Raw genomic sequence first — 15270 nt, 5'->3', positions numbered from 1 at the left:
GTCCGAGACCGTCCGGGATCCGCCAGGCGGCCGCCGCCGGGGGCCATGGTCGTTCCGGTGATGGCGCGGCCGTGACGGGGTGCGCCACGAGTCCGTATAGGGGGCCAGATGACCGCGCTGATGTCCGCCGTCCTGATCGTGGGCACGCTGGGCGTGCTCAACCTGCTGTTGACCTTCGGAGTCATCCGTCGGCTGCGGGAGCAGAGCCGGGCCGCGACCGGCGGCGCCTCCGCCATGTCCGCCAGCCCGGTGATGTCACCCCCGGGGACCTCGGTCGGACATCCCGGCGTCGACCTGTCCGAGGAGACCCTCGTCGGGTTCTTCGCGCCGGGCTGCGACGCCTGTGACCGGCAGCTGCCGGAGTTCCTGGCGGACGCGCGGTCCCGCGACCGGGTCGTGGCCGTGGTGTCCGGCGGCGACGACGAGGGGCGCGAGGTCGCCGGCCGGCTTCGTGCGGTCGCCGAGGTGGTCGTCGAGGACCGTGTCGACGGTGCGATGCAGCGTGGATTCGGCGTCAAGGGATTCCCGGCCTACTGCCTGGTCCGGGACGGGGTGATCGTCGCCGTTGCCCCCCGGGCCGCGGATCTGCCGAGGCGGAAGGCGCGGCTGCGGGCATGATCAGGACGCTGCGCTACCTCGTGGCCCTGATCTGGCCCGCTGCGCCGCTCGCCGTCAGCGGCTACGCGGTGCTGGCGGTGCTGGCGGGGCTCGCGCCTGTCGCGACCGCCTGGCTGACCAAGCTGGCGATCGACGGGATCGTCGAACGCGGCCCGCTCGACGTCCTGCTGGCCCTGGCCGCGGCGTTGGTCGCGGTCGCGGTGGCGGCGGCTCTCGTGCCGCACTGGACCGACTACCTGCGGGCCGACATCGGCCGGGCCGTCGGCCTCCGGGCCCTGGACCGGCTGTTCGTCGCCGTCGAACGCTTCACCGGCCTGGGTAGATTCGAGGATCCGGCGTTCCAGGACCGGCTCCGGCTCGCGCAGCAGGCGTGCGGCATGTCGGGCCAGCTGGTCGGTGGCGGCCATGGCCTGGCCCGCGGGGCGCTCACCGTCGGCGGTTTCCTCGGCTCGCTGATCGCGGTCAGCCCGATGATGGCGGCCGTCGTCCTGCTGGCCGCGGTTCCCACCCTGATCGCCGAGCTGCTGCTGGCCCGCCAGCGGGCCGGTCTCGCCTGGCAGCTCGGTCCCACCGAGCGCCGGGAGCTGTTCTACGCGCAGTTGCTGGGCGGCGTGCAGGCGGCGAAGGAGATCAGGTTGTTCGGCCTCGGCGGCTGGCTGCGCCGGCGGATGCTCGCCGAACGCCGGGAGGCCGACCGCGCGCGGCGCGCGCTCGACCGGCGGGACGCCCGGATCCAGAGCGCCCTGGCGGTGCTGACCGCGCTGGTGGCCGGCGGCGGCCTGCTCTGGGCGTTGGCCACCGCCTGGCGCGGTACGGCGTCCATCGGCGACGTGTCGATGTTCGTGGCGGCGGTGGCCGGCGTGCAGACCGCGCTGTCGGGCCTGGTCGGGCAGTACGCGAGCACGCACCAGCAGCTGCTGCTGTTCTCGCACTACCGCGACGTGGTCGACGCGCCGCCGGACCTGTCCGCGGTGGCCCATCCCCGGGAGCTGCGCGAGCTGCGGGACGGCATCGAGCTGCGCGACGTGTGGTTCCGCTACAGCCCCGAGCACGACTGGGTGCTGCGCGGGGTCACCCTCCGCATCCCCAGGGGACGGTCCGTGGCACTGGTCGGGCTGAACGGGGCGGGAAAGAGCACGCTCGTCAAGCTGCTCTGCCGGTTCTACGACCCCGAGCGCGGCGCGATCCTCTGGGACGGCGTCGACATCAGGGAGTTCGCCGTCGCCGACCTGCGGGCGCGGATCGGCGCGGTGTTCCAGGACTACGTGGAGTACGACCTGACGGCCCGCGAGAACATCGCGGTGGGCGACCTGTCGGCGCTCGCCGACGCCGGGCGGCTGGTCCGGGCGGCGCAGCTGGCCGGGATCCACGACAAGCTGCAGGGGCTGCCGGCCGGCTACGACACCATGCTGACCCGGATGTTCTTCGGTCCCGCCGACGAGGGCGATCCCACGACCGGCGTCGTTCTCTCCGGCGGCCAGTGGCAGCGACTCGCTCTCGCCCGGGCGTTTCTCCGCGACCGGCGGGACTTCCTGATCCTGGACGAGCCGAGCGCGGGGCTCGACGCCGAGGCCGAGCACGAGGTGCACAGCCGCGTCACCGAGCACCGCGGCGGCCGGACCAGTCTGCTCATCTCGCACCGGCTGGCCGCCGTACGTGACGCGGACCTGATCGCCGTGCTGGTGGACGGCGTGGTCGCCGAGCTCGGTGACCACCGGACTCTGATGGAGCGCGGAAGCCACTACGCCCGGCTGTTCACCCTCCAGGCCGCGGGCTACCAGCTGGAGCCGGCGGGATGATCTGGGCGCTGACAGCCGCGGTGCTCCTTGCCGGACTCCTCGCCTGGTTGCGGTCGCGGTGGCTGGTGGTCACCGTCTCCGGGCCCAGCATGCGGCCGACCCTCCAGCCGGGCGACCGGGTGCTGGTGCGGCGACGTCCGGCCCGCCGGGTCCGGGTCGGCCAGATCGTGGTGGTGGCCGCCGAACCGGACCTGGCTGTGCCGCAGCGGGTGGTCAAGAGGGTGGTGGCGGTGCCGGGCGACCCGGTTCCGCCCGGCATCACCTCCGTCCGGGACGAGCTGGTGCCGCCCGCGCGGCTCCTCCTGCTCGGGGACAACGCCCGCGAGAGCCTGGATTCCCGCCGGCTCGGCTACTACGACGCCGGGTTGATGCTCGGCGTGGTCGTGCGAGCGATGTCCACCCACCCTGCCCGTCCAGGTTCGTCCGGGATTGCGAGCTAGGTTCCCATCCACGGCCATCCTGGTTGTGCAAGGTCAGTTCCCTGGGTACAAGGAGGGTCACGTGAAGAGGATCGGGCAACTGGCGGACCGTATGGTGTCGGCCTTCGTGCCGAAGACGACCGCCTCCGCCGTCTCGGCGGCCGGCTGCACGGACTACTACTACTGCCAGGCCTGCGGCAGCAGCCTCAAGTCGTGCTGGTCGCAGTGGTGCGACGGCAGGTACATCAACGGCGCGTGTGGCCTGTGCGGCTACTGCTGACCGTCGTCCCGACAGGTGCTCCGTCCGCGTAGCGGGCGGAGCACCGCCGTGTGTACCGGGATCCCGAGGCGTTTCCCTTCTCAGTCGAGCAGGCCGCCGCTGGGCAGCGGCAGGCCGGGCAGCGGGGGCAACGGGGGCACCGTCGACGGCATCGGCGGCGACGTCGCCGGCAGCCCGGGCGGCGCCGGCGGCGGGTCCGGCCGGGACGTCGCCGAGGGCCCGGTGCCGACGGTCGCGGCGTGGGCCGGGCCGTGCCCGGGGCCGGGCCGTGGGTGGCGCCGCCCGGGCCGTCGGTCCTCGAAGCGGCGGGGGCCGGCGCGGGTGCCGCCGACTGGGGTGGCGCCGGTGCGGCCACGTCCAGCTCGCGCAGCACGCCGGCCAGTTCCGCCCGCAGCCGGGTGACGGCGGCGGGATCGGCGACGCGCTCCAGCTCCAGCCGGGCCTGTTCGGCCAGTTCCCTGGCCGCGTCGAGCCGGCCCGCCGCGACGGCGTCGTGGGCGCGTCCGATGGTGTGCGCGGCGACGGCGAAGACGAACGCCGAGAACGGCTTGCCCTGCTCCCGGTAGCGGGGCAGGGCCCGCATCACCGCCAGGCACACCTCCTGCGCGACGTCGTCGGCGGTGGTGTACGCGCCGCCGACGCGCCCGAGCCGGGCCCGGCAGTAGCGCACCACCCGGGGGTGGAACTCCGCGAGCAGGTCGCCCATCGCCGCCCGGTCGCCCTCGGCGGCCCGACGGACGAGCGTTGGCTCGATGGTGGTGGCCATGGGGTGCGGGACGCCTTCGTTGCCGGCCGGTTAACGCACGTTAGCGGCATCCCGGCAGTTTTGCCTACCCCACGGTGAGCGGCCGGAGAGACCGGCCACCGCACCGAGCAGCGCGACGCGGCCGTGCGGCAGGCGCTGGCCACCGCTCCGGCCGCCGCCAAGGCGATCTTCTCCTACGACTACCGCACGTTCGACGACAGCGTCGCCAACGGCCGGACCTTCGCCACGGGCGCGTTTGCCCAGGAGTACGCGCAGACGACGGCGGCGCTGAAGGAGACCGCCGGCAAGCAGCAGGCGGTGGTGGCCGCCGAGGTGTCGGCGACGGGCGTGGTGACCGCCAGCGCCGACCGGGTGGAGTTGCTGGTGTACCTGAACCAGTACCGGCGCAACGTGAACACCGCGGGGGAGAAGGTCGACCAGAACCGGGTGGTGCTCACCCTGGTCCCGGTCGACGGCGAGTGGAAGGTCTCCCGGGCGACCGCGATCTGACGGCCACCGGCCCTCCGCACCGAGTCAGGCGGGGGAGCCGGGTGCCCGGTCCAGGGCCCGGGCGAGCCGGCGCTTCCACGACCGGGCCTCGGGGCTGTTGATGGTCAGGGAGAACGGGGTCACGGTCCATGACTGGTGAGCGCCCGACCCGGCTGTTCACCTACGTCGCGCCGTACGCCGACGAGCGCCTCGGCGTGCGGGGCACGGGGTTCACCGCCGTCCTGCTGGCCTACGGGGTGGCCGCCGTCGTCGGCAGTTCCCTGGGCGGCCGGCTGGCGGATCGGTCCCCGGTCGCGGGCGTGCGGGCCGCCGCCGCGGCGTTCGGGGCCGCCCTGCTGGGGCTGGGGCTCGCCGGGTGGCTGCGGCTGCCCGTGGCGGGGGTGCCGCTGCTGCTGGTGTGGGGCGGGGCGTTCTCCGTGCTGGTCGTGTCGATGGCGCTCGCGGTGCTGCGCCGCGCCCCCGGTCCCCGGGCCGAGACCGCCACCGCCGTGCACGGCATCGTCTTCCAGGTCGGCATCGTCGCCGGCTCCGCGCTGGGCGCCGCCTGGTACGAGGCCGGCGCGCTGGCCGGCGTGCCCGTGTTCGCCGGGCCGGCGGGCCTTGTCGGCCTCGCCCTGGCCGGCTGGCGGGGGCGGTCGTTCGCGGCGGACTGAGCCCGCCGCCGCGTCGTCACCGTGGCCCGCCGCCGCGCCCCACGCGTGGTGAAACGTCCAGCCTGGGCGTGGAATGTCGATAATCTGCCGTGGTGACGAGGTTGCGGCGGCCGGCGGCTCTGCTGGGAGTGGCGCTGCTCGCCGCCCCCGCCTGCACGGCGACCGAGGCAGGCCGGGAGCGCCCCGGGGCGACGCCGTCCCCGCGCGCGTCCTCCGGGCCGCCCTTCGGTCCGCTGGTCGCCGGGATGCCGGCGTACCCGACGGCCGGCGACGTCTACGCGGCGGCGCGGGCGAACATGCTCGCGGAGCCGGTACGCGCGGACCGTCCGCTGGTGTACGTGCCGAACACCAAGAGCAACGACGTGTCGGTGATCGACCCGACGACGTACCAGGTCGTCGACACCTTCCCCGGCGGCCCCGAGCCGCAGCACGTCGTGCCCTCGTACGACCTGCGGACGCTGTACGTGGCCTCCAGCAAAATCCCCGACGGCGGGCTGGTGCCCATCGACCCGCGCACCGGCGAGCCAGGCGCGTTCCGCAAGCTGGAGGACGTCTACAACCTCTACTTCACCCCGGACGGCAAGCAGGCGATCGTCGTCGCCGAGGCGTACCAGCGGCTCGACTTCTACGACCTCGGCGACTGGCGGCGGGTGCGCTCCGTGCGCTTCCCCTCCTGCGCGGGCATCAATCACATGGACTACTCCGCCGACGGCAGGATCATGCTGTTCAGCTGCGAGTTCGCCAACCGGATGCTCGTCCTGGACACCGTCACGCTGGACAAGCTGCGGGAGTTCACGCTGACCGAGACGCCCGACGGGATGCCGCAGGACACCCGGCTCACCCCCGACGGGCGGCACTTCCTGGTCGCCGACATGCGCGGCCACGGCGTCTACGTCTTCGACGCCACGGCGACCCGGCAGGAGGGGTTCATTCCCACCGGCCGGGGCGCCCACGGCATCTACTTCAGCCGCGACAGCCGCCTCGCCTACGTCACCAACCGCGACGCCGGCAGCGTCACGGTGCTCGACCTGGCCACCCTGAAACCCGCCACCACCTGGAAGCTTCCCGGCGGGGGCAGCCCCGACATGGGCGGCCTGTCCGCGGACGGCAGCACCCTGTGGCTGTCCGGCCGCTACCACAACGAGGTCTACGTCATCCGCACCAGCGACGGCAGGCTGCTCAGGCGCATCCCGGTCGGCGCCGGCCCGCACGGCCTGACCATCTGGCCCCAGCCCGGCCGCTACTCCCTGGGCCACACCGGCAACATCCGCTGATCCGCCCGGCGTCGTAGGCGAGCACCGGCGATGGCCCGCACACACCGCCCCGCGCCAGCGCTGCTGGTCGACCTGGCCGCCTCGGCCGCGCTGCTGGTCGTGCTGAGCCTCGCGGTGCGCCACCGTCCGGCCGCGTTGTGGGAACGGGACCTGTTCACCCTGCTCAACCGCCTGCCGGCCGGGGTCACCCCCGCCCTGGTCGTGGTCATGCAGGCCGGGTCGTACCCGGCGGTGTTCGGCGCCGCGGTCGTCGCGGGCGCACTGCGGCGCGTCGCGCTGGCGAGGGACCTGCTGCTGGCCGGCAACCTGGGGTACTGGCTCGCCATCGCGGTCAGGGCCGCGGTGGCGCGGGAGCGGCCGGCGGCGCTGCTGCCGGACGTACGGCTGCACGAGGCGGTCACCGGCGCCCTCGGCTACCCGTCCGGGCACGTCGCGGTCGCCACCGCCCTGTGCCTCGTCGCCGCGCGCGCCGGCGGCGCGCGGTGGCGTCGCCCGCTGTGGGCGCTGATCGTCCTGGTCGCCGCGGCGCGGGTACACGTCGGGGCGCACCTGCCCGCCGACGCGGTCGGCGGGTTCCTGGTCGGCTGGCTCGCCGTGAGCCTGACCCGGCTCGCCGCCGGCGAGGTCGGCCCGGACCGGTCCGCCGCCCGGGTGCGCCGCTCGCTGGCCGGGCACGGCCTCGACGTGGCGCGGCTCGAACCGCTCGCGGGCGACGCCCGCGGCTCGCGGCCCTGGCGGGCGGTGACCGCGGCCGGGCGGCGGCTGTTCGTGAAGGTGACCGGCGGCGAGCAGCGGGACGCGGACTGGGTGTACACGCTCTACCGGCGGCTGCGTTACCGGCGGGTCGCCGACGAGCCGCCGTACGTCGACGCGAAGCAGAAGTACGAGCACGAGGCGTACCTGATTCTGCTGGCAAGGCGGGCCGGCGTCCGCGTACCGGCGCTCGTCGCGACCGCCACCGCCCCCGGCGGGGACGCGCTGCTGGTGCAGGAGTTCGTCGACGCGGCCCCGCTGGGCGGCACGCCCGGCCCGGTGCCCCTCGCGGCGGTGGCGGATGCCTGCCGGCAGGTGGCGCTGCTGCACCGCGCGGGGCTCGCCCACGGCGACCTGCGCGCCGACAACATCCTCGTCGGCGGGCGGACGGCGCACCTCGTCGGCCTCGGTCGCGGCACCGACGACGCCCGGGCCGACCAGCGGGCCCGGGACGTCGTCGAGCTGCTGGTCGCCCTCGCCGGCCGCGTCCACCCGGCCGCGGTCGTCGAGGCGGCCGTCGCCGAGCTCGGGCCCGCGCACGTCGCCGACGGCCTGCCGTACCTGCAACGGCCGGCGCTGTCCCGCGCCGGCCGCGCCGTCCTGCGGCGGCGTCCCGGTCTGCTCGACCAGCTGCGCGCGGAGATCCTGCGGCGCTGCCCGGACCGGGCGGACCGGCTGGCCCGGATCGTCCGGATCACCCCCCGCGGCATCGCCCTGGTGCTCGTTCTCGGCCTGCTCGTCCACCTCCTGCTGCCGCAGGTCGGCCAGGTACGCACCGCGCTGCACCTGATCGCCCACGCTGACCCGGCGGCCGTCGCCGGGACCCTGCTGGCGTCGGCGGCCACCTTCGTGCTCAGCGCGGTCGTGCTGCGGCTGGCCGTCGCCGACCGGGTGCCCCTGGGCGAGGCCACGGTCGTGCAGGTGGCGGCCTCCTTCGCCAACCGGCTCGCCCCGGGCGCCGTCGGCGGCGCCGCGCTGAGCCTGCGCTACCTGCACCAGCGGGGCGTCGGCGGGGCGGAGGCCGCCACCGCGGTCGCCGTCTCCCGGCTGGCGGGCGTCGTCTCGGTGGCGGCGCTGCTGCCCGTGCTGCTGCCCTTCGCGCGCCGGCCGGCCGGCGCGCTGACCAACGCCGCCGCCGGCAGGACGCTGCCCGTCCTACTCGGCGTCGTGGCGGTGCTGCTGGCCGCCGCGGTCGCCCTCGCCGCGCCCCGGGTACGCCGCCGGGGCGCGCCGCGCTCGCGCGCACGCGCGCCGCCCTGCGCGCCCTGGCCCGCCGGCAGCGCCTGGCGCGGCTCGTGGCGGCGTCGGTGGCGCTCTCTCTTGCCTACGGCGTCGGCCTGTACCTCGCGCTGCTCGCCGTCGGCCATCACCTGGACCTGCGGCTGCTGGCCCCGGCGATCCTGGTGTGCCTGGTGGGGGAGGGCGTGGCCACGGCGGCGCCGACGCCGGGCGGGCTCGGCGCCACCGAGGCCGCCCTGGCGTCCGGGCTGCTGCTGTACGGGGTGGCCGCCGACACCGCCGTCGCCGCCGTCCTGGTCTACCGGCTCGCGACCTTCTGGCTACCCGCCCTGCCCGGTTACGTCGCCCTCCGGGCCCTGCTGCGCCGGCGGCTGCTGTGACCGCCGGTCGGGCAGGGTCACAGGCCGGCGCACGGCTGGCCGCCCACCGAGCAGCTCTCGGGCGCCTTCTCCCGGGGGGCGGCGTCGCGCACGTCGAACTCGAACGCCTGCGACTGCCCGGCCGGTACGGGCGGCCCGGTGAAGGTTACGGTGTCCCCGTCCTGCCGCCACTCGGCTCCCCGTACCCTGTCGAGGGTGCTGCCCTCGGCGAGGGTCACCACGACCGTCCACTCCTGTGCCACGCGGGCCGGGTTGTCGACCACCACCTCGCCGGTGTATCCGAGCAGCCGGTTCCTCTTGCTCGTGTAGCGGGCGGCCAGGGGCTCGGCCGTGGCAGGCGGGGTAGGGCCGGCCGCGCCGCGCGAGGGGGCGCCGGCGGGGGTGGCGCTCGGGGCGGGGATGCTCTCACCGGGCGTCGGCGTACGGCGGGAGGAGCTGGCCCGGGGCGCGCGGCTCGTCGCGCCGGCGGTGGAGCTCGCGGTGGCGCTCGGCGACGTCGCCGGCAGCGGGCCGGCGGCGGGCTCCGGCTCGGACGGCAGCACGGTCCACGCCAGCGCACCGGCGATCAGCAGGAAGCCGGCCACCCCGACCAGCGCCACCCGGCGCCTGCGGCCCGCCGCCGGGCCCCTGCCGTCGGCGGCGACCACGGGCAGGACGGCCGTGGCGTCCATGTCGCCGCGTCGCAGGTCCACCTGCTGGAAGGCCAACCAGTCCAGGATGGCCGGCAGCCGCCCGGTGAGCGCCTGCTCGTAGCACTCCTGGCGGCGGGCGCGGTCCTCGGCCGGCCAGTCGCCGCCCTCCAGCGACTCCCGCAGCAGCAGCCGGCAGCCGTCGGCAGTGGGACCCAGGGTGCAGGTCAGCAGCGTGCGCCGGTCGACCTCCTGGCACCGCAACGCGACCAGCTCCGCCACCCGCCAGTCCGTCACCTCCGCGTCCACGGTGGCGTCGAAGCCGGGCAGCCCGACCGTGTGCAGCAGCAGCCGTTTCGAGGCGTCGCCCACCACGTCGACCTCGGTGAACCATCGGGCGAGCAGCCCGGGATCAGTCAATGCATGCCAGACCCGGTCTGCGGGGTGGGCCAGGTCGACCTGCGTGCCGATCTCGATCACGGCGAGACTCTACGGGTGCGCCGCCCCGCGCGCACCCGGCCGGCCGGACGTCAGGGGCGCGGCCCGCGCGGGACGGAGAACTCCTCCATCCGCATCAGCGGCGCGACACGCTCCTTCATGGCACCGCCGCTGAACGGCCGGCGCAGCACGTCATGGGCGAGGGCGTTGCCCAGCGCGGCCAGCACCATGCCCTGGTCCAGCGCCAGGTACCGCTTCGACACCTGCCCGCTGGTCACGTCGACCGCGTCGTAGAACCCGCCGGGGCCGTACGCGTCGAAGTCCCGCCGCAGGTTCGCCAGGTTGCGCAGGGCGTCGCCCTCGGCGTAGCGCAGCGCGAGGAACGAGGCGTGCGGCGCGACCACGCCGTGGCCGTACCGGGCCGGCACCGGCTGCGCGGGGCGACACTCGCCGTACCCGTAGTCCACCGTGGTCCGCTCCTGGTCGGAGGTGTAGCCCGCCCCGTCCATGCCGAAGGTGCGGAACGTGCCGAAGTAGTGCTCCGGCGGGATCTGGCCGGCCGCGATGCCGAGGTAGCTGGCGATGCGCGGCTCGGTGTTGAACGCGCCGTAGTGGTGGCAGGTGTAGTAGACGTCCGGGCCGCCGCGGTAGTTGCCGGCCACGGAGCAGCCGGGCGGCGGCTGCACCGGCGACGCAGGGCGTGCGCCCGGGCGACCAGCGCGGCGCCGGTGCGCGCTCGGACGGCGTCGGGCAGCCGTCCGTACCCGGCCACGCCGCCGATACACCCGGGGTCGCTTGGGGCGGCCCCGGGGAGGGCTCAGCCCTGCGGCGGGATGATGTCGACCATCCACGCGGTGCCGAAGCGGTCCACGCACTGGCCGAACTCGTCGCCCCACACCTGCTTCTCCAGCGGCACCCCCACCACGCCGCCCTCGCTGAGCCGCTCCCAGTAGCCGCGCAGCTCGTCGGCGTCGTCGCCGCTGATGGACACGGTCACGGCGTTGCCCCGCTGGATCTGCATGCCGGGCGGCGTGTCGGAGGCCATCAGCACGTAACCGCTGCGGGTGCGCAACATGCCGTGCATGATCTGGTCGGCGATCGCCGGATCGCCCCCGTACTCCCCGAACGTGGCCAGCGACAGGTCGCCGCCGAAGATCTGGTGGTAGAACTCCATCGCCTCCCGGGCGTTGCCGTCGAAGTTCAGGTACGGGTTGAGTTGCGAGGCCACAGCATCCTCCTGGCTCGGTGTCGGCGCCCATCGTCGCATCGCAGTCGCCCGTGAGCAGGGCGTACACGCGGACGGGCGTGCCGCGACTCCGCTTCTCTCGACGCGGGCCGTCCCGTCCGCCCGCCTGGCCGGAATGCCCCGGGAAGTGGCCGGATCGACTCACGTCGACGGGCACCGCGCGCTCCTATGATGCGGCGATGGAACAGCAGCAGCCCCCCGGGCGGTACACGGCGCTGACCACGGCGCACCTCGCCGACGCCTGCGTCCGGGCCGGGGTGACCGTCCGGTGCGCCCCCGACGGCACCCGCCCCGTACGGCCCGGCAGCCGCCTCGCCGGCTGGGTGCTGCCCGCCCGGCACGCCGGCAGCGTGGACGTCTTCCTGGAGGCCATCGAGCGCGCCCGGCCGGGCGACGTGCTGGTCGTGGACAACGCGGGCCGGCTCGACGAGGCGTGCGTCGGCGACCTCGTCGTCCGGGAGGCCGCCGTCGCGGGGCGCCCAGGGCGGTCAGATGTTGGCCGTGGGCCGGCCCTCGCCATCACCTACGTCTGCTACAACACCAGCCAGGCCGGCCCGTTCGCCGGGTACGCCAACCAGGCCGCCTCGATCTGGAACGCCTACACCAACAACGCCAACATGGCCCAGTGCGGCACGAACCTGATGATCTACTACACCTACGGCGGCGGCTCGTACGCCGTCCGCTACAGCCTCGGCAACGGCTACGTGGTCATCGACTACTACCAGGCCCAGCAGTACAGCCCGCTGCGGATCATGACCCACGAGATCGGGCACATTCTCGGCCTGGCCGACAACTACAACGGCAACTGTGCCCTCCTGATGTCCGGCGGCAGCGCCGGCACCGGCTGCACCAACCCGTACCCGCACCCGACCGAGTCCGCCGCGGTCGACTCGTGGTTCCGGTCCGCGTCGCCGGGCGCGCAGGGCACGCAGGTCTTCAACGACAGCTGGCCGGCCGCGCCGGTGGCGCCCAGCGCTGACGCCGCTTCGACGGTGACGCCCCGGCGGGGTCGGCGGTCTCAGCCGACCCCGGCCGGTCGCGTCGAAGCACGCAGGGGTCGGCGGTCTTCCGCCGGCCCCGGCCGGTCGCGTCGTACCGTTCAGGCGGGCCCGCCGCCCGTGCGGTACCGCTCCACCTCCGACCACACGGCGGACATGCCGGCGAGGCAGCGGTCGAACACCTCGGCGTGCGCCAGGTACGCCGCGCGGTCCGGCCCCGGCCGCACGCACAGGTCGTCCGCGTCGTCGACGGTCCACGGCGGCACGTCGTGGCCGAGCGCACCGGGTAGCAGGGAGGCGACGCCCGGGCGCCCAGCTCGCTGGTGAGCTGCCGGCGCACCGGTCGGCCGAGCACGTCGGCGAAGATCTGCGCCCACACCGCCGAGCGGGCGCCCCCGCCGGCCAGCCGCCACGGGCGGTCACCGACGTCCGCGCCGCTGGCGAGCACCCGGTCGAGCTGCACCCGGTGGTACTGGGCCACGCCCTCGATCACCGCCCGGGCCAGGTGCCCGCGTCGGTGGTTGCTGGAGAGGCCGAGGAACGTGCCCGACGCCGACGGGTGCTCGGGCGCGCCGTTGACGAAGGGCAGGAACAGCAGCCCCTCGGCGCCCGGCGGCACCGCGGCGGCCTCCCGCAACAGGTCCGCGGCGGCGACGCCGCCCGCCTGGGCGTGCGGGACCGCCGCGCAGGCCAGCCACTCCAGGTTCGCCGCCGAGGTCGGCGCCACCTCCATGGCCAGCATGGTGGCCGGGTCGGGCATGAACGCGCTGAGCGTGACCTCGGGGGCGGGACTGCGGGCGGGCACCACCACCCCGTTGATGGCCCAGGTGCCGACGATGATGGTGCCGTCCCCGACCTCCCGGCCGCCGGCCCCCAGGGTCGCCGCCACGCAGTCCATGCACCCGGCGATGACCGGCAGCCCCTCGGGGAGCCCGGTGCGGGCCGCGACCGCCGCGCTGAGCCCGCCGACGACCTCGTCGGAGCGCCGCGGCGGCGGGAACCGGCCGAGGTCGGCGGCCGGCAGGCCGACCAGTTCCAGCGCGGTCGGCGTGTAGGCGCGGCTGTCGAGGCCGACCATGCCGAAGGCGCTGGCGTCGCTGTAGTCGGCGCTCGGCGCGCCGGTGAGCTGGGAGGTGACCCAGTCCTTGCAGGACAGCGCCCACCGGGTGGCGGCGTAGGCGGCCGGCTCGGCGTCGCGCAGCCAGCGCAGCAGGACGGCCGGCTGCGCGGCCCAGGGGATCGAGCCGGTCTCCCGGGCCAGCCGGCGGGCGCCGTCGGCCGGGATCGCCGCGACGACGTGCTGCGCCCGGCTGTCCGACGACGCGATGGCCGGCCCGACCGGGCGCAGCGCGGCGTCGACCGGGTACAGCCCGTTGCCGTGCGCGGCGACCCCGATGCCGGCCGGGGCGTACCCGTCGGCCGCGAGCTTGCCGCCGATCTCGGCGAGCAGCGACAGCACCGTGTCGGCCAGGACGGCCATGTCCACGTCGTGCCGGTGGGCGGTGACGCTGGTGCGCGGGGTGCGGGCGTGCACCACCGCCAGCTCGTTGCCCGCCACGTCGAACGCGGCGGCCTTGGTGGCCGTGAGCCCGACGTCGACGCCGAGGTAGCAGATGTTCGCAGCCGTCACGACGCCCTCCTGTCACTGGTCGGTGTCGCCTCGGCGAGGCGCAGCACCCGCGGGCGGAACCGTCGTAGCTCCGCCCGGTACGCGGCCACCTCGGACCGGGCCCGCCCGGCGTCCCATCCGAGGTACCGTACGGCGACGTCCGCGCAGGTCACGGCCGCCGACAGGGCCATGTCGGGGCCGAGGCCGACGAGCGTACGTCGCAGCAGCACGTCCGCCAAGGTCCGGGCCCCCTCCTCCCGGAACGCGAGCACCACCTCGGCGGCGACCGCACCGGTCCGGGAGTCGACGACCTCGCCCAGCGCGGGGTCGGCCACGACGAGCTCGCGGACCCGGGCGGCCCGGATCCCGTAGACGGCCACCAGCCGGGCGGCCTGCTCCGGGGTGAACGGCGCCGGCGCGCGCAGGAACCCGGCCCGGAACGCCGGCCAGTCGGCGGCGTCCGCGCCGGGCAGCGGCCGGGTGCGGGTGGCGCACCGGCGGCGGGGCCGCCCGAGCACCTCCAGCGCCTCGTCGACGGCGTCCTCGGCCAGGGCCCGGTGGGTGGTCAGCTTGCCGCCGATGATCGTGAGCAGTCCCCGGTACGCGGGCGCGTGGTCGAGCACCGTGTGCCCCCGGCTGATCTTCGCGTTGTCCGACACGCCGGCCGTGTACGGCAGCGGCCGGACGCCGGCGACGCTGTAGAGCACGTCGTCCGGGGTGAGGTTCGCGTCGGGGAACAGCCGGTTGGCCTCGGTGAGCAGGTAGTCGATCTCCGCGTCGCTGGCGACGACCTCGTCCAGGTCGTCCTCGTACGTGAGGTCGGTGCTGCCCAGGACGTACCGGCCTTCCCACGGGAAGACGAAGATGGGGCGCTGGTCCGCGGCGGCCTCGAAGAAGATGCAGGTGTCGGGGGCGCCCGGGAACGGGTCGACGATGACGTGGCTGCCCTTGGTGCCGCCGTTGAGGCGCCGGCTCTCGACCTGCCCGTCCAGGATCCGGTCGATCCACGGCCCGGCGGAGTTGATCGTCAGCCGGCCCCGGATCTCGCCGGCCTCGCCGGTGTCGTTGTCGCGGGTGCGTACCCCGAGCACCCGGCGGTCGTCGACGATCAGGCCGGTCACCGTGGTGTAGGTCAGCACGGTGGCGCCGAGGCGCTCGGCGTCGATCAGCAGTTCGACGCAGAGCCGCTCGGCCCACGGCACCTGGGCGTCGTTGAACAGCACGCCGCCGCGCAGCCCCCGCTGGGACAGGTGCGGCCAGCGCCGGCCGATCGCCCGGGTGGACATCCCCCGGCTGCGCCCGCGTCCGCGCCCGGCGGCCAGGACGTCGAACGCGGCCAGGCCGAGCCGGATCAGCGGGCCCGGCCGGCTGTCGCCGGCGTAGAACGGGATGAGCATCGGGTAGTCGTGCACGAGGTGCGGGGCGTTGCGGAACAGCAGGTGCCGTTCGCGGATCGACTCGTGCACCAGGGTGAAGTCGTAGCGTTCGAGGTACTTGAGGCCGCCGTGGATGAGCCGGCTGGAGGTGGCCGTCGTACCGGCGCCGACGTCGCCCCGGTCGACGACGACGACGCTCAGGCCGCGTTCGGCGGCGTCTCGGGCGATGGCGAGGCCGTTGATGCCGGCACCGATGACGACGAGGTCGACGACGTCACCGGTGCCGGTCTGCGGGTGTGGCATG

General features: G+C 75.3%; 14 protein-coding genes and 2 pseudogenes. 10 read left to right on the top strand and 6 right to left on the bottom strand.

All coding sequences use genetic code 11. The features are described from left to right. Nucleotides 1-108 precede the first annotated feature (108 nt). The 4 genes from JD77_RS26755 (at nucleotide 109) to JD77_RS26740 (ending at nucleotide 3116) form a co-directional block, all read left to right on the top strand. On the top strand, nucleotides 109-618 hold the full coding sequence (locus tag JD77_RS26755) for a thioredoxin domain-containing protein (RefSeq protein WP_145776679.1): 510 nt from the start codon (nucleotides 109-111) through the stop codon (nucleotides 616-618). After that, a complete protein-coding gene (locus tag JD77_RS26750) occupies nucleotides 615-2417 on the top strand; it encodes an ABC transporter ATP-binding protein (RefSeq protein WP_145776678.1) in 1803 nt (600 codons plus the stop codon). Before JD77_RS26755 ends, JD77_RS26750 begins: the two co-directional genes overlap by 4 nt. Beyond that, nucleotides 2414-2857, top strand: coding sequence for a signal peptidase I (gene lepB / locus JD77_RS26745; RefSeq protein WP_145776677.1), 444 nt, complete (start codon nucleotides 2414-2416; stop codon nucleotides 2855-2857). The genes JD77_RS26750 and lepB overlap by 4 nt, the downstream gene beginning before the upstream one ends. Nucleotides 2858-2918: 61 nt before the next feature. Then, the gene (locus JD77_RS26740; protein WP_145776676.1) at nucleotides 2919-3116 is read left to right on the top strand and encodes a hypothetical protein; all 198 of its coding nucleotides are present in this window, start codon (nucleotides 2919-2921) and stop codon (nucleotides 3114-3116) included. Here JD77_RS26740 and JD77_RS34215 read toward each other — a convergent pair. Next, nucleotides 3082-3882: a sigma factor gene (locus JD77_RS34215; RefSeq protein ID WP_145776675.1), complete on the bottom strand. Its 801-nt coding sequence runs from the start codon at nucleotides 3880-3882 to the stop codon at nucleotides 3082-3084. The two genes, JD77_RS26740 and JD77_RS34215, sit on opposite strands and share 35 nt — an antisense overlap. Nucleotides 3883-4005: 123 nt before the next feature. Here JD77_RS34215 and JD77_RS26730 point away from each other — a divergent pair, with 123 nt between their 5' ends. The 5 genes and pseudogenes from JD77_RS26730 to JD77_RS34210 all read left to right on the top strand — a co-directional run bounded on the left by JD77_RS26730 (nucleotide 4006) and on the right by JD77_RS34210 (nucleotide 8670). Further along, nucleotides 4006-4371, top strand: coding sequence for a hypothetical protein (locus tag JD77_RS26730; RefSeq protein WP_145776674.1), 366 nt, complete (start codon nucleotides 4006-4008; stop codon nucleotides 4369-4371). A 128-nt stretch (nucleotides 4372-4499) separates the two neighbouring features. After that, on the top strand, nucleotides 4500-5024 hold the full coding sequence (locus JD77_RS26725) for an MFS transporter (protein ID WP_145776673.1): 525 nt from the start codon (nucleotides 4500-4502) through the stop codon (nucleotides 5022-5024). Between the two features lie 92 nt (nucleotides 5025-5116). Beyond that, nucleotides 5117-6298, top strand: a complete 1182-nt coding sequence (locus JD77_RS26720; protein ID WP_170286553.1) for a YncE family protein — start codon at nucleotides 5117-5119, stop codon at nucleotides 6296-6298. 30 nt (nucleotides 6299-6328) lie between these two features. Beyond that, a pseudogene (locus JD77_RS26715) lies at nucleotides 6329-8314 on the top strand (phosphatase PAP2 family protein); the annotation flags it as partial. A gap of 32 nt (nucleotides 8315-8346) precedes the next feature. Then, nucleotides 8347-8670 carry a flippase-like domain-containing protein gene (locus JD77_RS34210; RefSeq protein WP_246141353.1) on the top strand — a complete coding sequence of 108 codons (324 nt, stop codon included), beginning with the start codon at nucleotides 8347-8349 and terminating at the stop codon, nucleotides 8668-8670. A 17-nt stretch (nucleotides 8671-8687) separates the two neighbouring features. On the opposite strand, the gene JD77_RS26710 is transcribed toward JD77_RS34210, so the two are convergent. The 3 genes from JD77_RS26710 to JD77_RS26700 all read right to left on the bottom strand — a co-directional run bounded on the left by JD77_RS26710 (nucleotide 8688) and on the right by JD77_RS26700 (nucleotide 10965). After that, entirely contained in the window at nucleotides 8688-9779 is a 1092-nt protein-coding gene (locus JD77_RS26710; RefSeq protein ID WP_145776672.1) for an SRPBCC family protein, read from the bottom strand. 50 nt (nucleotides 9780-9829) lie between these two features. Beyond that, nucleotides 9830-10423 carry a glucoamylase family protein gene (locus JD77_RS26705; RefSeq protein ID WP_211372682.1) on the bottom strand — a complete coding sequence of 198 codons (594 nt, stop codon included), beginning with the start codon at nucleotides 10421-10423 and terminating at the stop codon, nucleotides 9830-9832. Between the two features lie 131 nt (nucleotides 10424-10554). Next, the gene (locus JD77_RS26700; RefSeq protein ID WP_145776670.1) at nucleotides 10555-10965 is read right to left on the bottom strand and encodes a VOC family protein; all 411 of its coding nucleotides are present in this window, start codon (nucleotides 10963-10965) and stop codon (nucleotides 10555-10557) included. Nucleotides 10966-11162: 197 nt separating this feature from the next. Here JD77_RS26700 and JD77_RS34205 point away from each other — a divergent pair. Next, a pseudogene (locus JD77_RS34205) lies at nucleotides 11163-11864 on the top strand (snapalysin family zinc-dependent metalloprotease); the annotation flags it as partial. A gap of 55 nt (nucleotides 11865-11919) precedes the next feature. Here JD77_RS34205 and JD77_RS26690 read toward each other — a convergent pair. Both JD77_RS26690 and JD77_RS26685 read right to left on the bottom strand, forming a co-directional pair. Further along, a complete protein-coding gene (locus tag JD77_RS26690) occupies nucleotides 11920-13611 on the bottom strand; it encodes an FGGY-family carbohydrate kinase (RefSeq protein ID WP_211372681.1) in 1692 nt (563 codons plus the stop codon). Next, nucleotides 13608-15269, bottom strand: a complete 1662-nt coding sequence (locus tag JD77_RS26685) for a glycerol-3-phosphate dehydrogenase/oxidase (protein WP_145776669.1) — start codon at nucleotides 15267-15269, stop codon at nucleotides 13608-13610. The genes JD77_RS26690 and JD77_RS26685 overlap by 4 nt, the downstream gene beginning before the upstream one ends. Nucleotide 15270: the final 1 nt, after the last annotated feature.

This window comes from Micromonospora olivasterospora (assembly GCF_007830265.1).
GTDB classification, from domain to species: domain Bacteria; phylum Actinomycetota; class Actinomycetes; order Mycobacteriales; family Micromonosporaceae; genus Micromonospora; species Micromonospora olivasterospora.
The sequence above is the reverse complement of the archived record's forward strand: the minus strand, read 5'-3'. Positions and strand labels throughout refer to the sequence as shown.